The following is a 20,967-nucleotide window of genomic DNA, read 5'->3' on the forward strand; positions in this document are numbered from 1 at the left end:
TTTTATTTCTCTGTTTTGTTACTTTGAATAGCTTCATCAATCGGAATTTGAATCATCGAATTTGCATCACCTGTTACTAATGGCGTTTTACCATCCCATTTTTCTAGATACTGTTGTGTCAAAATATCTTTTGTGACAGATTTCGAGATAATTCTATTAGCTTTTGCTTGGCCTTCTGCTTCAATTCGTTTTCGTTCCGCTTCCGCTTTTGTAATTGCTAAGTCAGTCTTTTTCTTTTCAAGCTGTTGAGATGCTTTTACTCGCTCATCAATAGCGTTTTGAATAGATTCATCCGCTTTTGGCACACCAATTGTCAAGTCAGTTACTGTAAAGCCTAATGGGCGGATATCTTCTGAAAAAGTATCTTGAATTTTTGCGCTTGCATCGGATGATTTTTCACCGTAAATTTCAATTACATTATACGTAGAAATAGTCGTACGGGCCGCTTCCCATAAGCGCGTACGTAAATAGTTATCGGTAATTGTATCGATATCTACCGCACCAAATTTATTGAAAAGATCGGATACCTTCTCCGGATCAATCGTGAAATTATAAGCAAAATCCATTTCAATCGATTTACCATCATTTGTTGACACTTTAATATCATTATTTTTAATTGTTTGAAGTTTAACAGGGTATTCAATCGTTTTATCGAGTAGGCCTGTAATATGCCATCCAGTCGATAGTACTTGGTCTTCAATTCCTTTGGTATTATAGACAACGCCTACTTCACCAGCAGGGATGCGTTCTGTTTTTAAAATGATGCCAATTGCTGTCATTACCAATAAAATGGCAATCACAATAGCGCCTAATATTTTTTTCGTATTCACGTTACTTTCCACTCATTTCATTATATATTTATAATTTACTTAAATAATGTATTGAAAAACCTCATAATTTTACGACCAACAACTTCAAAATACTGTGATAAAAACAACCAAGTAACGATTAACAATATAACAAGTAAAAGAATGGCTGGAAGTAAGTACATAAGTTAACTCCTTTCAAATATATTTAGGAAAACCCTATACAAGTGTATACATAATAGATGATTGAAAACAATACTATTCACAGAATGCATTGAAAAAATGTCGAACTGACAAATAAACTAGCATGTTTAACGACATAATATACACTAATTATGTACTGTACGAACCAGTTGCATAATGAGTGGTCTACCTAACTCTACTAACTTTTCTCCGCTGTGTTTTAAGCCCCAGTTGTAAATAACGCCCATCATAGATTGTATAATCATCTGAAATAAAATGGTGTCTGACTGCGCTGTAGTAATTGATTGATCATCAAAACCAATTTGGATAATTTCACGTATGATGACAAATAGTTGGCGATGTTCGTTGGTGAAAAAAGTATGTTCATTACTAACGATGGTAGCCGAATAGATAACACGCATTAATTCTTTACCAAGCTCTGTTTCAAGGGCTATTAATACTTCACAGAAAAACGTCGTTAACAATTCAATACCTGGTAGTTGTTGTTCTTTTAATTGCAGAAAAATATCACTATAGGATTCATCCATCTCTTTAAAGCGCATCATGAAAATACTAGATTTTGAAGGGAAATGTAGATAAAAAGAGCCTTTTGAGGTATTACTTTCTTTAACGATACGATCAACTGAGACATTTTCGTAACCATATTCTTTAAAAAGTTCTAAAGCAATTACCATAATATGTTGTCTAGTTTGTATTCCTTTTGACGTTTTATTCTCTTTATTCAATGTTTATTCTCCTTAAAGATGTATTTTTTAAAAAAATTGACTATTCTTACTATTAAACATATCATTAGACCACAGTCTAGTCTATTAGGAGAGGAATGGTATATTTGACTATTATTAGAGATGTAAAAGACTTAGAATTTCTTTTTAAAGATTCGATGAAATTACTTGTTGGCGGATTTGGCCTATCAGGAACACCACTCACTATCTTAGATGCTGTGGCAACTTTTCAAGCGGGCAATTATATAGTCGTAAGCAATAATTTAGGGGACAGCGGTCAAGGATTGCATAAGGTTTTTACGGCTGGCAAAATCGATAAAGTAATTGGTTCTTTTTTTACGATTAACCCAGAAGCAATCGTGGCATGGTCAGCCGGTCAATTAGCGATTGAGCTTTTGCCTCAAGGAACTTTAGCTGAAGCAATTCGCTGTGGAGGAGCTGGTATAGGAGGATTTTATACACCAACTGCTGTAGGAACACGTTTAGCTGTTGGAAAGGAAGTACGAGAAATTGATGGTGAGCGTTATTTATTTGAAAAAGCGATTACTGGAGATATCGCTTTAATTAAAGCTGCTAAAGCAGATAAAGCAGGCAACTTGGTTTATCATACGACGGCCCGCAATTTTAATCCGTTGATGGCAACTGCTGCAAAAATTGTTATTGCGGAAGTAGATACGATTGTGGAAATTGGAGAATTACGCGCAGAAGAAATTATTACACCGCATATTTTTGTCGATTATATCGTCCAAAGTACGTACAAAAAAGAAGGAGGGCATTATATTGACAGCAACTAGTCGTGAAATCATTGCTCAGCGTATTGCGAATGAATTACAAGATGGTGATGTTGTTAATTTAGGTGTGGGCATCCCAACACTTGTATCGAAATATATTGGTGATAAAAAAATCTATTTACAAACGGAGAATGGTTTACTAGGTATGGGACCACCGCCATCTGATCTAGATATCGATATCGATTTAATCGATGCGAGTAAAAATCCAATAACGACTACAGTAGAAGCTTCCTTTTTTGATAGCGCTTTCTCATTTGCTATGATTCGTGGAAAGCATGTGGATGTTGCAGTTCTAGGTACATTGGAAGTTGATCAGTATGGAGAGATTGCGAACTGGTCTATTCCAAATCAACCTATATTAGGGGTTGGTGGTGCTATGGATTTAGTGGCTGGTGCAAAAAAAGTTATTGTTGCAAGTACGCTCTTCAATAAATCAGGCGCTTCTAAGCTCGTACCAAAGCTAACATTGGATTCAAGTGGTGAACGCCGAGTCGAACAATTTGTAACTGAATATGCTAGTTTTTCTTTCATAGGTGAAAAAGTGTATGTAACTGCGATTTATGGGGCTTTATCATTTGCTGAATTACAAGAAAGAATTCCAGTTCAACTTACAAAATAGCTGAACCGGAGATAGGGGAGACAACTGTATGTGGAGTTTAATAACCATTGTCATTTCACTAACATTACTAATTGTTTTAGCGTTGCGAGGATTTAGTATTATCATAATAGCACCTGTTGTCAGTTTATTTGTCATGGTAGCAAATGGTTTACCAATACTAGAAACATTTCAAGAAACGTATATGGGTGGGTTCATCGGATATGTTAAAAATTACTTTCTGATTTTCTTATTTGCAGCGATGTTTGGAAAAATGATGGATGATAGTGGGGCTGCACGCCAAATTGCTAATTTACTTTTGCGTATAATTGGTAAAGATAGTAAATATAAAGTGTTAGTTGCCATTATGATTATATGTGCCTTTCTAACATATGGTGGTGTCAGTTTATTCGTTGTAATATTTGCTGTACTGCCGATAGCTAAGCCGCTATTTAAAGAATTAGATATACCTTGGCATTTATTTATGGCCCCTTTTTTTACTGGAATTGGGACATTTACAATGACAATGTTACCAGGTACGCCATCTGTTCAAAATATTATTCCGACTAAATATCTCGGAACAACCGTTACTGCAGCCCCTATGCTTGGAATTATCGCTGCTGTATGCGTGATTGCCCTTAATTTATGGTATATGAAACATGCTTTAAAGCGTTCTGAAAAACGCAATGAAACTTATCTAGGTATGCAAAATCCAGATCGAGATAAAATGGATATAATTGAAGATGTTTATAAAAATCGTAAACTACCCAATCCATTTATTAGTTTGGTTCCACCAGTAGCACTGCTACTAACCTTAAATCTATTTAATTTTGAAATTATTTATACATTAATGGGCGTGGTTGTATTATCCTCTATATTATTTTGGAATTATATTGTGGCTAAAAAAGATACTATTAATTTAGGCGCTACATCGGCTATTTTGCCGATTATTAACACGAGTGCGGATGTTGGTTATGGTTCCGTCATTGCTATTACAGCAGGCTTTAGTATTTTCAATGATGCGATGAGTGGTATCCCAGGAAGCCCTATTATTTCGTTATTCATCGCAACGACGGCTTTAGCGGGCATTACGGGTTCATCAAGTGGTGGGTTAGCAATCGCTATGGAAGCGTTATCATCTACTTATTTAAAGCTAGGATTAAATCCAGAAGCGATGCACCGTGTTGCATCTGTTGCATCAGGTGGCTTGGATTCATTACCACATAATGGAGGGGTCATCACAATTTTAGTTGCTTCAAAGCTTACGCATAAAGACGCATATAAACATATTTTTGTAGTTTCTGTAATAGCTCCCTTATTGGCAAGTATTCCAATGTTGATTGCAGCTATATTATTTTATTAATTTGAGGAGGTATACAAATGATTGAAAAAGTCGGCGTTATAGGTTCAGGAACAATGGGTTTTGGCATAGCCTTTCAACTTGTATCAAATGGTACCAAGGTAATCCTTGTTGATTCAAATGAGCAAGCCTTACGATTTGCACAGTTAAAATTAAGTGAATATTTAAAAATCTTTAAAGAAGAAGGATATTTATTTAAAGATTCGGATGAAGCTATTATGCAACGCATCACCTTTACAACAACGATTAGTGAAGTGGCTAACTGTGATTTAGTTATCGAATCTGCTACTGAAAATTTACAACTAAAGAAAAAAATTTTTAAGGAATTAGATCAAATTTGTCACCAGCAAGCAATTTTAACTTCCAATACATCTAGTTTAAAATTGTCAGATATTACAAAAAACGTGGTACATCATAAGGAACGAGTCTTATTGACACATTTTTTCAATCCAGCACATATTGTACCTTTAGTAGAGCTTTTAAAAGGACATGAAACTCAGCAAACTGTTTATGATGAAGTCGCTCAGTTCATGGAAGATATGGGGAAAGTGACAATCGAAGTGCACAAAGAAGTACCAGGGCTTGTAGCGAATAGAATACAAACAGCCTTAGCGCGTGAAGCGTTGGCTTTACTTGAAGATGGTGTGATATCGGAAGAGGATTTAGAAAAAGTGTTATTCGCGGGGCCAGGGTTCCGATACGCTTCAAGTGGCATTTTAAAAATTATGGACTTTGGTGGTTTAGATGTTTGGCGAATTGTTCTTGCACAGTTGCAACCAGAAATTGAATCAAATGTGCGAAAATTTGATATCTTAGAAGAAAAAGTAGTCAATGGGCAATTGGGTGTCAAATCATCATCAGGTTTTTTTGACTATCCAGGTAAAGGTTTGGACGAACTTGTGATTGCTAGAGATCGTTCGTTGATCAAACAATTAAAAACATTTAAAGAAATGAATGGAGGGAAAATAAATGCGTAATATACTCATCACTGGTGCTGCTGGTGGGCTTGGATCTGCTATGGTCAAACGTTTTATAGAAGCAGGTGACTTTGTTTTTGCAGCAGATTTAAATTTGGGAGCAGCGGAAAACCTTGCTAATTTGTATCCTGGAAAAGTGACTGCGATTGAATTAGACGTTGCAAGTAGTCCATCTGTTCAACTCGCGATTGCAACAATTACAGAGGAACATACAATCCATGCACTCATCAATAATGCTGGTGTACAATATCGTGCTAAAATAGAAGATTTTCCAGAGGAACAGTGGGATCATTTACAAAATATTATGTTAAAAGGCCCATTCTTAATGACAAAAGCCATTTTCCCTCATATGAAAAAGCAGGGTTTTGGTAACATTGTTAATATATCTTCGGTTCATGGTGTCATGGCAACGCCCGAAAAGGTTGCATATGTCGCTGCAAAACATGGCGTTATTGGATTGACACGAGTCGCTGCATTGGAAGGTGCAGCATTTGGGATTAACGTTAATGCCGTATTGCCAGGTCCAGTGAAAACACCACTGCTTGAAAAACAATTAACTGATTTACATGATCGTCATGGTTTGAGTGAAGAACAAGCATTAGCAGAAATTGTTTATCCAAAACAAGCAATGAAACGCTTTATAACAAGTGAAGAAATAGCAGATAGCGTGTATTTCTTAGCTTCTAAGTATGCATCAGGTATTACGGGGGAAACAATTAGTGTATCAGGTGGCATGTAATGAGAAAGGGGGAGGTGAACAATTATGACAGCATATATTATTAACGGTAGCCGTACAGCATTTGGTGCTTTCGGCGGCGCATTAAAAAATACAACAGATATCGATTTAGGAACGATAGTGGTGAAAGAAGCTTTAAAGCGGTCAAATATATCAGCAAACGACATCGAAGAATTAATTTTTGGTAATATTATTCAAACAACAACATCTTCAGCATACTTAGCACGTCATATCGCTTTGAAAAGTGGTTTGCCACATGGCAGTACAGCGCTCACTGTCAACCGTTTATGTGGTTCTGGTTTACAATCAATCGTGTCAGCATTTCAACAAATTAAGCTTGGAGAAGCGTCAGTTTTAATTGCTGGGGGCACAGAAAATATGAGTCAAGCGCCACAATCATTAGTTGGTACTCGTTTTGGCTCACCAAATAAAGCACCACAAGTAATTGATATGCTCTGGGGTACACTTTATGATGAAGTAGCTGAGTGCGGCATGGGCATGACAGCAGAAAAACTAGCACTTCACTATAATATTAGTCGACAAGAACAAGATGAATTTACACTAACATCGCATCAACGTGCTACAAAAGCATATCAGAGTGGTCGCTTTGCTGAAGAAATTACAGCAGTGTGTGTTAGGACACGTCGAGGCGTTATTGAAGTGAAGGAAGATGAACATATTAGAGAAGACATTTCTTTAGAGGCGTTGTCAAAATTAAAACCAGCTTTTAAAACGGATGGGACGGTAACGGCAGGAAATGCGAGCGGAATTAATGATGGAGCAGCAGCTGTGGTCATTGTATCTGAAAAATATATGATTGAACATAAATTAAAACCGATTGCTAAAATAATTGATTCGGCTGTTGCTGGTGTAGACCCGACAATAATGGGTATTGGACCAGCTCCTGCGATTCGCAAACTTTTAGCAAAAACGTCGTTAACTTTGAATGATATTAATCTTTTTGAATTGAATGAGGCCTTTGCAGCACAATCATTAGCTGTTATGAAAGAATTGGAACTGCCAATAGAAAAAGTGAATGTCAATGGTGGTGCTGTCGCATTAGGTCATCCTATTGGTGCCAGTGGTACACGTATTACGTATTCATTAGCATTAGAATTGCAAAGACGTAATTTGCAATATGGTATAGCCAGTTTATGCATCGGAGGTGGTCAAGGTATCGCCATACTTTTAGAAAATCCCGATTTTAACTAAATAAACAAAAAGAGAAATTACCAAAGTAATTTCTCTTTTTGTTTGTTTTTTGAAGTGTCAGTTGTATGCTTTTACGATTGTTCTAGGAAATTTTACTAGCAACCGTTCATAGTATATGTTCAAAATCTTTGCTAATTTTATCGCCACTTGTACAAATTTAATATCTAAAGAACACTAGATAAAAATGCTTTACTACTCAGTAATTACACCCTCTTTATTTTTTGATCAGCAATCACTTTAAAGTAATGATAGGGTATAATTAGTAAAAAAATAAGGTTTTTAAAATGACAAAGTATTTTTTCATTTGCTTAGACTTTATTTTTTTATCTGTAAACAATTGATTGGTATTTCAGTGTAAAATACAAAAAATAGAAGCTTATTTTGTTTGTTTAAACTTTGCAATGGAACCTTATTTTCCATATTGTTTCATGTTAGTATGAGAAAGGAATAGTATGCAAATAAGATATTTTAGGGGAGTGAATACTATAAAGAACGGCTTTACATTATATGACCAGACACATTTTACATGGTTACTAATTATAACGGGACTAATCATTTTAGGTACATTACTTTATAAGAGGCTTCAACCGCATTTACAAACAGTTATGGAGCGGTGCATCGCTTGGTTTTTAATCCTTTTTGAGTGTTATAAAAACTATTATTTATGGCAACATGGGGACTTTACTGTGGAGTATCTTCCTTTTCACCTCTGTAGTTTAGCTATGTTTGCCATTCTGTGGAATAGTTATTTTCATGACAAAACTACAAATGAGTTTCTTTATTCACTTTGTTTGCCCGCGGGCATTGCAGCGTTATTATTTGCTAACTGGACAGATCGACCGGTATGGAGTTTTATGTCATTTTTCAGCTTTATCTTTCATACTTTTTTAATCATGTATCCGGTTATGCGTCTGGCAGCAAAAAAATATCGCCCTGCTGTGACACAGCTATGGCGAGTTGTGTTATTACTGATACTAATTGTACCGCCTATTTATCTATTTAATAAAATGTATCATACAAATTTTTTGTTCATCAATACACCGTCACCGGGATCGCCATTAGTTCCTTTGGAAGCTCTTTTCGGTAATCCAGGTTATATAATTGCTTTGATTGGAATTGTCTGTGTTATTTGGATTATTTTGTATCTCCCGTTCATGCGAAAACCAACGGCTCCATGAATAATACTTCATACTAAACTAGAGATAAAGGTTGGTGATTACAATGACAAAAGACAAAGAGATGATACTAGGAGAAGGACTTATGCTACCGGCAAATATACTCGTTAAAGCAGGTGATGAGCAAGTATGGATGACTTATTCAGAAATGGGTTATGCATTTTTCATCTCTTACGATGAGCCGAGCCTAGAAGAAATAACAACAATCAAAAATGGTGAGCTACAACTGTCTATGGTCGTGCTACGGGATATTTTGCATATCACATTGACTTTTCAAGATGGTCTGACTAATTTACCACCAATGGATATCGCTTACTATGCCAATTTAAATGATAGATATTCGATTGATTTTGATAGTAGCGAGTCCTTAGAGCAACTACAAAAAGACGATGGAAGTGGTTCTCTGGCGCAGATTATACTTATTGATAATCGCAGTAATATTGTCGCAGCCCATCGCATTATTAAATTAGGTAATGACTTTTCGTTACATGTATTACGCGCTATTTTACAAATGAACTATAAAACACTATCCACAGCCGATTTTACTGAAAGAGTATATGCAAACCAGCAACAATATAGTGTAGAACAACTTATACAACAAGCGACGGTTATTGATCGTGTCGCAGCACCTACTCAATAACCAAAAACAGCAACCTCATGTCGATAAAAAGACATGAGGTTGCTGTTTTTTGCGTTCTATTTGAATGCGTGGCACTAGTGGACTTATTAATTAAAATCTAGTATGGCTCGTATATCATCATCCGTTAAAAAAGCTGCAGTGGATGGCCCCGCTTCAATAATATCATGAATTAAATCTTTTTTTTCCTGTTGTAGGTCATTGATTTTTTCTTCCACAGTGCCTTGCGTAATTAACTTAATAACATGCACTTCTTTATTTTGTCCGATGCGGTGCGCACGATCAGCAGCTTGTTCTTCCACAGCGGGATTCCACCATAAATCATAGAGAATCACAGTATCAGCTCCTGTTAGGTTAAGACCAGAACCACCTGCTTTTAATGAGATTAAGAAAATATCGCATTGACCTTCATTGAAGTGATTGCATAGTTGTACGCGCTCCATTGGAGGAGTTCGCCCATCTAGATAAAAGTAAGGGTCACCATTATTCGTAAGGTAACGACCAATAATGTCTAACATTTTGGTGAATTGTGAAAATATTAAAACGCGTCGACCGGATCGCTTCGCTTCCTGTAATAACTGCACTAACTGTTCAAATTTACTTGAGGTTCCTTGATAACCTTCGATAAACAATGCAGGATGACAACAAATTTGACGTAATCTCGTAATACCTGCCAATATTTTAATACGATTTTTACGTAAAGTATCCTGATCAAGATGTTTAAAATCATCATGTTTAAGCTTGGCTAAAAAGGCCGTATACAACTGTTTTTGCGCACTATTAAGTACAGATACTTGCAAAGTTTCTTTTTTAGCCGGCAACTCCAATAATACATCTTCTTTTAATCGTCTAAGCATGAATGGACGGACTCTTCTAGCAATATCTTTTCGGCTTAATTGGCTATAAGCTTCTAAGCCGTGAAATAGATGGGGAAAGACAACGTAAAAGATGGCCCATAACTCTTCTTGACGATTCTCTACTGGTGTACCTGTCAAAGCAAAGCGATGATCTGCCTGTAATGTCTTCACAGATTTTGCTGTTAAGGTCGATGGGTTTTTAAAAGCCTGTGCTTCGTCAAAAAAGATGGTGTGATAGTGATGCGCTTCATAGAGTGTATAATCCTGTCGCATTAGTGGATAGGATGTGATGATGACATCAATATATACTGTATTGTCAATTAACTCCTTGCGTTGACTACGTGTGCCATCTACGACAATAGCTTGAATAGCTGGAGCAAACTTCATTATTTCCTGTAGCCAGTTATAGGTCAATGAAGAGGGACAAACAATGAGGATTTGTTGCTTATTTTCACGCAAAACCGTTATTTCAGACAAAATATAGGCGATACTTTGTAGTGTTTTTCCTAATCCCATCGTATCGGCTAAAATACCGCCAAAACCAAAGCTTGCTAATTGTTTCATCCATTTATAGCCCGTCTTTTGATAATCTCTTAAAATAGGCGCTAATGTTGATGGAATAGCAATCGCAGCAGCAGTCGGGTCTGCCATTTGTAATAGTAATTGGCGGAATGATTGATCCGCTTGAAAAACAGTTGGATTGTCATCGGATGAAAGATATTTCAAGCCATCCAAAAGTGGCAGATCCAATGTATGTTCAAAATGGTCATCTTGCAGCGGTTCCGCAAGTAAAAATTCCCTTATTTCATCTATTTCTCTACTTTCTAAAGAGAGTAAAGAATCATCTTTTAAGCGATAATATTTTTGTTTGAATTCAATTGCTTGCAATACCTCTTTTATTTCTTTATTTGTCAGACCGTCCATTTCAAATTTGAATTCCAACCAATTCCTTCGTTGCTTTTTTACTTTGACGATTATTTTTGGAAAGGTCGATTTTTTAGCTAAGCGACTTCGAACGGCAGAAGTGGCGAAAACATGACTTAGCTTATGAATTTCAGGTAGAATATGGTAGAGAAAATGATATTCTGCTTCTTCATTTTGCATGAAATAACCAGCTTCAGTTTTCGAAAAACCACTAGCAGCCATGATATCTAAAATGGCCATTTCTTTATCATAATCACGGATAATAGACATGGTAGGCAATACTTCATCGGATAGAGGTTGAATTGTAAAATGCTCATAACGAAACTCAATGCTCGCCAATAGCTTATTATGAATGCGGTCTAAATACAATTCGGCAACTAAAGGTACTTCCTGTTGTTCTTTTATAAAGCGTTCAGATTGAATAAGCGTTCCGATATTACGCAAACTAGGAAGTAACTTTTGCAATGCCCAGTCAATTTGGTTGGCAGGAATCTCTATTTCTTGTTCAGTGGAAGCGGCGATTAGTTGCTCTACTTCACTTAGTTGCATACTATCTTCAGGCGTAAGTTGATACAATGTATCTGCGTTAAATACGATGGCATATGCAGGGAAATGTCGCATATTTTCAAAACCTTTTATTTGCAATGAAAAATGCTCATGTCGTCGATCTAGTAAGAACTCAAAGGGTGGTTTCTTTGCAACGATATGAAACGGTTGAATTAATGTGTTATTTATCGACATAGTCACATGAACAGCTTTTTTTAATAAAGTCACGATATGTACCCAAAAAGAGGGCGGAATTATTAATAATGCATCTTCTTCAACCTCTTTTGAAGCGGCAAATAACTGCTCATCTCGCACGATTTGCAGTAACTGTTTTAATAATTGATCATCTGAAGCGATAAAACAGTAATCTACGATAGAAAATGTCCGGCCATCTTGTAATATATAGGGTATACCTGCATGGATGGCAGCTAAAAACATGCGGATATTTGTAATATGAATAGAGTTTATATATAATTCCATGCCAAATAGTAAAGTACCATTGGGCGCAAATAGGGCAGTTAGTATAAACTGTACGCTAGCACGTGGACGTTTTTCAAAATGTAGTTGTTGATGACTTGGAAGCGTATGTTTCATTTGCAATAAAGTATCTAGATTTGCGGGGACACCCTGTTTAATTGCGGCAATATGAACAGCTGTCATATCTTCAGAAAACTGTTTCATGGCGATTAATACCGCAGCAATATGTTGACAACTTTTATCAAAACCAATGAGGGTCGGACAGCTACAGCTTGATTGAATTGTCTGGAAATTATCAATGCGAATAACGACGTGGAAATCTTCAGAACCCTGTACGGTTGCTTCTGTAAAAGTAGGTGAGTAATTGGTTATCAAGACCTTTTGTGCATTAAAAAAAGCCTCGCCACGCTTGTAGGACACAGTACCACATAATTCTTTAATATTTTTAGTATGTATAACCAAGCTAATCGACTCCTTTAGTCTGTCAATCATACCATATCTACCAACTCGACTACTTTTAATTACAATAATATTATTATGTAAACCTAATGATGTAGTAATATTTACGTATGTAAGAGAAATAGATTCATTCCAAACACTGAATTATTTGAAAATTCAGTTGACATATGAAATAATCTGTTATATATTATAACAAAATATAAAATCTGTTATACAACAAAGGAGAGGTTATAGATGGAAAATTACAAAGAAGGTTACGAGATTTATCGTCAGGCTTGTGAAAATTACGGGTTGGAATCGATGACGTATTACTTATATCTGAAGTATTTAACTGAGGAGCAATTACATGCTTATGATGCACATAGTAAAAAGAACTATTTGGACGCTCGATAAGTACTGTTGAAAGTATAAGCGACAAACTTGTCTTCTTATACTTTTTATTTTGTCGTTTTTTATTATTTCTGAATTTTGTATTTACATTCGTTAGTTCGTATGAAATACTTCATATATACAACTTCATAGTTGATAAAGTGAAAGTGCTAGTGGAGACACTAGATAATAGGGAAATCGGTGAAAATCCGATGCAGCCCCGCTACTGTAAGATGGGATGAAATGACGTTCAACACTGTATAAGATATACGGGAAGTTGTCAGAGTAAGATGATCATCAAGCCAGGAGACCTGCTTTCGCTTACCGTACCAATCTTCGAGGGGAGGATTAGGGGCATTTTTACTTGTATACATACATATTCCCTCACGTCGATTTTGATGTGAGGTTTTTATTTTTTGTATAATCATATACTGCGCCTAAGTCCTTAAAAAATAGTAGGGGGAAAAATGATGTTTACAAAAAAATGGTTAGCACCCGCAACAATCGCAGCAACAATGACTTTATCAGCAATTCCAGCTTTATCATTGCAGGCAGAGGCAAAAAATCCAACGGTACAAAAGGTTGATTATAAAACACCTTTACAAGCTACGGAAACATATAATTACTTCATTACACAACAACCGAACTTATATAATGTTGATACGGTGATCGCATTCGCACGCTCAAACTATCCAGTAGCAAAAAATTATTACGACAATTATTATAAACTAGTGGAAAAAGAGGCGATGGAGACAAAAGGGGCTTTCGCATCACTAACTGCTGGTGCGTTTGCTAAACAAATAATCGCTGTTAGTGCGATGGGGAAGGACCCTCGTAATGTTGCGGGTTACAACCTGATTGATACACTTGGTGATAAAATGTTAGTTGAAAAAAATAAGAACTCAACAGGGGTATCCAACTATATTTATGCCATTATTGCATTAGAGTCAAAAAGTTATAATTACTCAGACAGTGACAAGTATGCAGCTGTCTCTCATAAATCGTTGGTTGATCATTTAGCTTCTACACAATTTGATAATGGTGGTTTTTCATGGGACTCTAAATCAGCAAATGGTGTTAGTGAAGATATGACCGCGATGGCTCTAATCGCTCTTGCAAATTATACAGCAGATGCACAAATCAAAGCGTCTGTACGTGATGGATTTGATTATATCCAAACGAAGTTAACAAAGGATGCTGGTTATGCGCCATGGGGAGGCAATAGTGCCGATTCTCAGGCACAGGTTATTTTCGCTTTAACAGAAAATGGTTGGAATCCTAAAACAGCATCCGATTTTATTAAACCACAGGGAAATTGGGCCATTTCAAATATTCTCTTGAACTTTGACAAAAATACAGGGGGATTCTTTGTAAAACCAGGTGATCATGAACCAAATAACTATACAACATACAGTGGTTTTGCTGGTTTGGTAGCCTATGATCGTTATGCAACGGAAAGAGCCACTTTCTTTGACACATCTGATGCCACTACGACAAATTTAAAATTTGATACAGTTGCACCAAAAACAGTAAAAATGGCCGCTGTTACAAATACGGCTAAAACAGTGACCGGTATTGCAGAGCCATACGCGCAAGCTACAATTTACATTGCTTCTAAAAAAGTGGCTACATTAACGGCTAATGCGACAGGTAAATTCACTTATACATTACCTACTTCTTTAAACGCTAAAGAGTCAGTAAAGGTGTATATTACAGATCTTGCAGGTAATAAATCCAAAGCATTCAGTTATACAGTAATCGATAAATTAACGCCGGCAACACCAAAAGCGAGTACTGTAAAAGCTGGTGCAACTTCCGTTAAAGGCACAGCAACAAAGGGCTTAAAGGTATATGCGAAAATTGCGTCGAAAACATACTCAGCTACTGCTAGTAAAACGACGGGTAAGTTTACCATTAAAGTACCTAAACAAAAAGCATCTACCAAAATAACGTTGTATACGAAATTAGGAAACTATACGAGTAAGAAAGTAGTTGTCACTGTTAAAAAGTAGTTTTTAACGAGTCTTGGGGAACGTAATAGGGTGTTAGAGCTAATACTCTAACGCCCTATTGCTATATAAAGGGGGTCTTGCTATGAAATACACTAAATCTGTCTTGCTTGCACTATGTGCAACATTCTTATTAGCAGGTTGTACTATTCAAACTGTGCAACAATTTGAGAATGAGAAAAAGGAACAACAGGGAAAAGTTATTGCTGTTGATGAGCCAAAATCTGTTGAAAATCAACAGAAAGAAAAATCAACGAATGAAGAAAAACCAAAAGTTAGTGATGCCACTATATCTGCGAAAAATCCGGCATTAGATGATGCGCAGAAAAAATCAAATCAAAGCGTTGCAACGATTCCAGCACTTATAACTGTTGATGAACCTACAACTGTCAAACAAAAGCCCATACAATCAAAACCAGAAAGTGAGAAGAAAAATACAACTCAACCGAAGGAGAAGGTAGAGAAAAAACAGGTAACTTCTCCAACAAAATCGCCAACATCTCAGACAAAACCACTAGAAAAACCGGCGATCAAACCACAAAAACCTACCGGTAATACGACGGTACCTAAGCCGCCATTAGAAAAGCCGAGTAAACCAAGTGAACCGCCGGTTGAAAAACCACAGAAAAAAATGTATGCCACGATTGCGATTGGCATGAAAGTATTACTTGAAAAAGATAATTATGCTCTGCTGCCACCAGCTTTACAAAATGAAAAATACGTACCATCAAATGGTCTTGTCATACCGAATTCACGTGTGGAGTTTGAAAAAGGTGATTCGGTGTTTGATGTGATTTTGCAAGCAACACAGCAAAATACTATTCATATTGATTATCGTCAAACGAGCTTTGGTATGTATATTTCTGGTATTAATCATGTCTATGAGAAGGACGCGGGTGGGATGAGCGGCTGGATGTATGCTGTGAACGGCGTGAAAGCACCGGTTGGTGTTGCAGCTTATAAATTGAAAGATGGCGACAGCATTTCACTACAGTACAGTATCAATGCTGGTTCGGACCTTGGTTGGTGATGAAATGAAATCATTTTATGACTATCATCCATTCGTTATTTTTCTCTATTTTTTCGCCGTTATTGGTTTGACGATGTTTTATATGCAACCTGTATTGCTTATAATTAGTTTCAGCGCATCCATTATTTTGGCTTTGTTCATAGATCAAACAGCCTTTTTTAAAACAGCGAAATGGTTGGTACCGTTTATGTTCATCGCCGCACTCATCAATCCACTTATGACACATGATGGTGAGTTAATCATCCTTTATGTCAATCATCGACCGATTACAGTAGAAGCAATCGTATTTGGTTTTGCTATGTCCATTATGTTACTCGCCGTTATTTTTTGGTTTACAAGCTTCAATAAATTAATGTCATCTGATAAGTTTCTCTATTTATTTGGGAAAATTTCACCAGCTGTTGCCTTACTCATTTCAGTAACGATGCGTTTAATTCCACGTTTTATTCATCAAATAACGGTGATTGCGCATGCACAAAAAACAATTGGTATGGATGCCACAAGTGGCTCATTATGGCAACGATTGCGTTCTTTGATGCGCATTATATCTATCTTGATTTCATGGGCATTAGAAAATGCTATTGAAACGGCAGATTCAATGAAAGCACGTGGTTACGGACTTAAGAATCGGACGACATTCCATCTGTTCAAGTTTGATCGCTATGATGGTATTGTAACTGCTTGTATAAGTGTCTTATTTCTTATGCAAGTAATGATGAGTTATTTAAATTGGACTCACTTCGACTATTATCCAACGTTCACAGCAATTGAATTGAATACACCGACAATCCTAGTAGTGATCTCTTATACAATTCTTGTTTGCATACCTATCATTATCGAAATTCAGGAGGCATTAAAATGGCGCTCATTAAAATCAACAACTTAAGTTTTCATTATCCGCAGCAGCGTATAGCAAGTTTAGACACGATTAATCTACAAATAGAACAAGGTGAGTTTGTGGTACTTTGTGGTACATCAGGATGTGGAAAAAGCACATTATTAAAGCAATTAAAACGCGAATTAACACCTCATGGTGAAATTTCAGGAGACATCTTATTTAATGATATTCCCTTAGCGGACCTTTCTCCACGTCAAGCCGCTTCTGCAATTGGTTATGTACTACAAAATCCAGAAAATCAAATTGTCACAGATCAAGTGTGGCATGAATTGGCATTTGGTCTTGAGAATTTGGGTGTAGATTCCATGACAATTCGCAGACGCGTTGCTGAAATGGCTAGTTTTTTTGGTATTCAAAATTGGTTCCGAAAAAACACTATGGATTTATCCGGTGGTCAAAAACAGCTTTTAAACTTAGCAAGTATCATGGTAATGCAGCCTGAACTTCTTATTTTAGATGAACCGACATCGCAACTTGATCCAATTGCAGCGAGCGAGTTTATCGCCATACTGCATAAATTGAATAAAGAACTTGGTTTAACAATCGTATTAGTAGAACATCGCCTTGAGGAGGTATACCCACTTGCTGATCGCGTCATTATCATGGATCAGGGGCGCATTATAGCAAATGATACACCAAGTAAAGCTGCTGCAGCCTTAAAGCAGTTATCCGTACATCATCCGATGTTACTTGGTTTGCCAACATCGATTCGCTTGCATCATACATTAGGACATAACGATGAAGTACCACTCACTATACGTCAAGGTGCACAATGGTTGTCACAGCATTATGAAGCGGTAGATGTACTCCCTATTGAAGTAGAGAAACAACCACAAGAACCGTTTGTTATTAACGCTGAAGATGTTTGGTTTCGATATGACAAAAATGGAGAAGATATTGTCAGAGGCTTGCAATTACAAGTAGCTGAAGGTGAATTTTTATCTATTTTGGGTGGTAATGGTACTGGTAAGTCGACATCATTAAATTTGCTATCAGGTCTACTTAAAGCACATAGAGGTCGCATCAAATTATTTGGTAAAGCACTGAAGACATATCGTGCCACAGAATTGTATAATGGTTTAATTGCATTATTACCTCAAGATCCGACTACTTTATTAGTAGAGAAAACAGTAGCATTAGAGTTTCAGCAAATGACCAATCAAACCGAAGATATAAAACAAGTCGTTGAGTTATTGCAAATTGAGCATTTACTTACAGCGCACCCCTATGATTTAAGTGGCGGCGAACAACAAAAGGTCGCACTTGGTAAAGTATTACTAAAAAAACCTAAAATTTTATTGTTGGACGAGCCAACCAAGGGGCTAGATGGTTACTCAAAAAAAATACTTGCTGCAATCTTATATGACCTGCAACAACATGGAACTACGATTATTATGGTGACACATGATATTGAATTTTCTGCAGCCTATTGCTCACGATGCGCCATGTTTTTTGATGGTCAAATCGTGTCGGAAGCTGAACCAGTGACTTTTTATAGTGGCAATCATTTTTATACAACCGCCGCTCATCGCATGAGTCGTCATCTCTTTACACATACAGTTACGATGGAACAAATTGCTGCTTTATGCAATACACAGCATCATGTAGGTGTACACAGATGAAGAAAAAACAACTACTGTCCTTGATTTTACTATTCATTGTCATTCCTCTTATCTTAATCGTTGGTGTAACCTTATTTAATGATGGGAAATATACTATTATTTCTATCATTGTGGTGCTCATTGCATGCATTCCATTTTTCTTGAGTTTTGAAAGACGGAAACCAAATGCACGTGAAATTCTTGTCATAGCTGTTATGTCAGCTATTTCCGTTGCCGGTCGCGCAGCTTTTGCATGGCTTCCGGGATTTAAACCAGTAACAGCATTTGCTGCCATTACCGGGTTTAAATTAGGTCCAGAGGCTGGATTTTTAACAGGCGCTGTATCAGCGATTACTTCAAATATCCTATTTGGTCAAGGTCCATGGACGCCATTTCAAATGTTTACTTGGGGCATACTAGGCTATGCTGCGGGTTTGCTCGGAAAAACCTTCTTAATGAACTATAAGGCGACATTGATTGTCTATGGCATTATCGCAGGTGTGCTGTTTTCACTGATCATGGACATTTGGACGGTGATGTCTTACGATGGATCCTTTAATTGGACTAGATATTTTGCAGCAGCAGGTACAGCACTACCTTTTACCTTTATGTATGCTTTATCAAATGTCGTCTTTCTATTGCTAATGTATAAACCAATTGGTGATAAATTGGAGCGAATCAAAGTGAAATATGGCATTATGCAACATCATTAGAAGTATACCGTCAACAGTTAAATTGTTGATGGTATACTTTTTTATTCCCAAAGTCACGGTTATTAACTTATAATAGGGATAATTATAGTTATATAGAATGAGATAAGGAGAATAAAATGAGACGACTAATGATAGTAATAACCATTGCTTCGACCATGATCTTGCAACCATTTTCGCATGTCGCAGCTAAGGAAGTCATGATTCATTATGATAATCAGTTTGAATTGGCATCGATTATGACGATCCTTCAACAAAATGCTGATGTACTTGAAGAAGTGAATCTGATTTCTGCAACGATTACACCACAACAAGTAGCCAAGTTACATAAACTTCCGTTTGGCCATACAATCGAAGAAGACAAACAGACGAACTTACAAAGCAACTCAAGGGAATTACTTGCACAAATTGCTCAGGTATCCCCGGTTTGGAATGTCAACGTAATGAAAGCGCAGACTGCTTGGAAACTTGGCATAACAGGTGAAGCGGTTAAAATAGCGGTTATCGATACCGGCATCAATAAGGTTGAGGAGTTAGCAAAAGTTAAGGGATCTATTTCATTTTCACCTGATGATCCAACTACAAAATCGATTAATGAGTCGGATTTAATCGATCGCGGTAAGGAGGGTTCCGGTCATGGTACGGCTGTTGCTTCTGTCATCGCTGCACAACCAAATGGATTTTTCATTGGTCGTTCACCAGTTGTTGGACTTGCACCAAATGCGAGCATTTACTCTGTAAAATATATGGATGGTAGTGCGTCAACGGGTAAGGCATCTAATATTGTAAAATCTATCAATTGGGCTATTGCTAATAAGATGGATATTATTAATATATCTTCCGGACTACAAACCGATTATCCGGCACTCAAACAAGCTATCAATCAAGCTGTTGACAAGGGTATTTTCATCGTCGCTTCAGCCGGCAATAATGGCTTAAATACAAACTTAACTTACCCTGCACGTTATACTAATGTTATTGGCGTTGGTTCTATTAATAAGTCTCTCTATTTCAGTAGTTTTTCCAATAGTGGTGCGACTCTCGATTTTACCGCTCCGGGCGAAAAAATACCTGCTATTAATAAAGATGGTTCACTTGTTTACGCCTACGGTACTTCCTTTTCAGCACCTCATATAACAGGACTTCTTGCATTGTTAAAGCAAAGATATCCATTTAGTACAAATAAAATGATTGTCGAAAAATTAAAAAAATCCGTTATCGATTTAGGCAGCAATGGTCGCGATAAAGTTTATGGCTTTGGTGTACCTACTTTTATAAGTACCTCCCCAAAAATAATTGAGGCTTCGCCCACATTAAAAGTCCAAAAAATAACAGACCATAGCGTGAAGTTAACTGTCAATAAGTCGAATGTCTATAAAGATTGGCGTACGGTGATTACATTAAATAATCGTACGCATTACTATACAAAAAAACAGACGATTCTTATTCCTAAATTGCAAGCTCATAAGACACATCATTTGGCCGTGCGTTATATGTCGGATGACGAAGATGTATCACAACCATCAACTGTATCATTCAAAACGCTACGCGATACAACAAGTCCACAAATACCAACTAATGTGCAAGGGGTCATTTCCAATAAAAATGTGGTACAACTTAAGTGGAAGAAACCTGTGGATCTTGATTTTAGTCATATGTTAATCTATGAGAATAATCGTTATATTGGAAAAACCGTAAATACTAAATTCATTTCAACGACGGTATTAAAGAAAAAAATTCATTATCAATATAAACTTATTGCTGTAGATGAAGAGGGGAATCGCTCTAAAGCCACTCAAATAAAAGTAATTCGTTTGCGTTAATCGAGCGTATAGTTGAAAAAAATTTCTTTCAACTATACGTTTTTATTTC

19 protein-coding genes and 1 riboswitch are annotated in these 20,967 nt (G+C 36.7%); of the genes, 15 read left to right on the forward strand and 4 right to left on the reverse strand.

The features are described from left to right. Positions 1–2: 2 nt before the first annotated feature. From DEX24_RS05080 to DEX24_RS05085, 3 genes are all read right to left on the reverse strand, one after another. Positions 3–779, reverse strand: a complete 777-nt coding sequence (locus DEX24_RS05080) for a prohibitin family protein (RefSeq protein WP_109305500.1) — start codon at positions 777–779, stop codon at positions 3–5. An 86-nt stretch (positions 780–865) separates the two neighbouring features. Continuing rightward, a complete protein-coding gene (locus tag DEX24_RS17675) occupies positions 866–991 on the reverse strand; it encodes a hypothetical protein (RefSeq protein ID WP_281288187.1) in 126 nt (41 codons plus the stop codon). A 144-nt stretch (positions 992–1,135) separates the two neighbouring features. Continuing rightward, entirely contained in the window at positions 1,136–1,735 is a 600-nt protein-coding gene (locus tag DEX24_RS05085; protein WP_109305330.1) for a TetR/AcrR family transcriptional regulator, read from the reverse strand. Positions 1,736–1,890: 155 nt separating this feature from the next. Between DEX24_RS05085 and DEX24_RS05090 the strand changes: the two genes are divergently transcribed. The 8 genes from DEX24_RS05090 to DEX24_RS05125 all read left to right on the forward strand — a co-directional run bounded on the left by DEX24_RS05090 (position 1,891) and on the right by DEX24_RS05125 (position 9,218). After that, on the forward strand, positions 1,891–2,526 hold the full coding sequence (locus tag DEX24_RS05090) for a CoA transferase subunit A (protein WP_373863574.1): 636 nt from the start codon (positions 1,891–1,893) through the stop codon (positions 2,524–2,526). After that, on the forward strand, positions 2,513–3,142 hold the full coding sequence (locus tag DEX24_RS05095) for a CoA-transferase (RefSeq protein WP_307725578.1): 630 nt from the start codon (positions 2,513–2,515) through the stop codon (positions 3,140–3,142). Before DEX24_RS05090 ends, DEX24_RS05095 begins: the two co-directional genes overlap by 14 nt. 28 nt (positions 3,143–3,170) lie before the next feature. Then, positions 3,171–4,481: a GntP family permease gene (locus tag DEX24_RS05100; protein WP_109305332.1), complete on the forward strand. Its 1,311-nt coding sequence runs from the start codon at positions 3,171–3,173 to the stop codon at positions 4,479–4,481. A 17-nt stretch (positions 4,482–4,498) separates the two neighbouring features. Beyond that, positions 4,499–5,455: a 3-hydroxyacyl-CoA dehydrogenase family protein gene (locus DEX24_RS05105; protein ID WP_109305333.1), complete on the forward strand. Its 957-nt coding sequence runs from the start codon at positions 4,499–4,501 to the stop codon at positions 5,453–5,455. Beyond that, positions 5,448–6,194, forward strand: a complete 747-nt coding sequence (locus DEX24_RS05110) for a 3-hydroxybutyrate dehydrogenase (protein WP_109305334.1) — start codon at positions 5,448–5,450, stop codon at positions 6,192–6,194. The genes DEX24_RS05105 and DEX24_RS05110 overlap by 8 nt, the downstream gene beginning before the upstream one ends. Before the next feature lie 21 nt (positions 6,195–6,215). Continuing rightward, positions 6,216–7,403 (forward strand): thiolase family protein, encoded by a 1,188-nt coding sequence (locus DEX24_RS05115; protein WP_109305335.1) that lies wholly within the window; start codon positions 6,216–6,218, stop codon positions 7,401–7,403. A 476-nt stretch (positions 7,404–7,879) separates the two neighbouring features. Then, positions 7,880–8,581: a YwaF family protein gene (locus DEX24_RS05120; protein ID WP_170112853.1), complete on the forward strand. Its 702-nt coding sequence runs from the start codon at positions 7,880–7,882 to the stop codon at positions 8,579–8,581. Positions 8,582–8,624: 43 nt separating this feature from the next. Continuing rightward, a complete protein-coding gene (locus DEX24_RS05125) occupies positions 8,625–9,218 on the forward strand; it encodes a hypothetical protein (RefSeq protein WP_146192966.1) in 594 nt (197 codons plus the stop codon). An 86-nt stretch (positions 9,219–9,304) separates the two neighbouring features. Here the strand turns inward: DEX24_RS05125 and DEX24_RS05130 are convergent, their stop codons facing one another. Next, positions 9,305–12,481, reverse strand: coding sequence for a DEAD/DEAH box helicase (locus DEX24_RS05130; RefSeq protein WP_246131436.1), 3,177 nt, complete (start codon positions 12,479–12,481; stop codon positions 9,305–9,307). Between the two features lie 231 nt (positions 12,482–12,712). Here DEX24_RS05130 and DEX24_RS05135 point away from each other — a divergent pair, with 231 nt between their 5' ends. The 7 genes from DEX24_RS05135 (at position 12,713) to DEX24_RS05165 (ending at position 20,918) form a co-directional block, all read left to right on the forward strand. Further along, a complete protein-coding gene (locus DEX24_RS05135; protein ID WP_109305339.1) occupies positions 12,713–12,871 on the forward strand; it encodes a transcriptional regulator in 159 nt (52 codons plus the stop codon). A gap of 124 nt (positions 12,872–12,995) precedes the next feature. Continuing rightward, positions 12,996–13,180, forward strand: a riboswitch (cobalamin riboswitch). Positions 13,181–13,317: 137 nt separating this feature from the next. Further along, positions 13,318–14,859 carry an Ig-like domain-containing protein gene (locus DEX24_RS05140; protein ID WP_109305340.1) on the forward strand — a complete coding sequence of 514 codons (1,542 nt, stop codon included), beginning with the start codon at positions 13,318–13,320 and terminating at the stop codon, positions 14,857–14,859. 82 nt (positions 14,860–14,941) lie between these two features. Next, positions 14,942–15,886 carry a DUF4430 domain-containing protein gene (locus tag DEX24_RS05145; protein ID WP_109305341.1) on the forward strand — a complete coding sequence of 315 codons (945 nt, stop codon included), beginning with the start codon at positions 14,942–14,944 and terminating at the stop codon, positions 15,884–15,886. A gap of 4 nt (positions 15,887–15,890) precedes the next feature. Beyond that, positions 15,891–16,772: an energy-coupling factor transporter transmembrane component T gene (locus DEX24_RS05150; RefSeq protein ID WP_109305502.1), complete on the forward strand. Its 882-nt coding sequence runs from the start codon at positions 15,891–15,893 to the stop codon at positions 16,770–16,772. Then, entirely contained in the window at positions 16,745–18,406 is a 1,662-nt protein-coding gene (locus tag DEX24_RS05155; RefSeq protein ID WP_109305342.1) for an ABC transporter ATP-binding protein, read from the forward strand. The genes DEX24_RS05150 and DEX24_RS05155 overlap by 28 nt, the downstream gene beginning before the upstream one ends. Then, positions 18,403–19,098: an ECF transporter S component gene (locus DEX24_RS05160; RefSeq protein WP_109305343.1), complete on the forward strand. Its 696-nt coding sequence runs from the start codon at positions 18,403–18,405 to the stop codon at positions 19,096–19,098. Before DEX24_RS05155 ends, DEX24_RS05160 begins: the two co-directional genes overlap by 4 nt. Before the next feature lie 116 nt (positions 19,099–19,214). Then, positions 19,215–20,918, forward strand: coding sequence for a S8 family peptidase (locus tag DEX24_RS05165; RefSeq protein ID WP_109305344.1), 1,704 nt, complete (start codon positions 19,215–19,217; stop codon positions 20,916–20,918). The last annotated feature ends 49 nt before the right edge of the window (positions 20,919–20,967 follow it).

This window comes from Kurthia sibirica (assembly GCF_003143975.1).
GTDB lineage: Bacteria > Bacillota > Bacilli > Bacillales_A > Planococcaceae > Kurthia > Kurthia sibirica.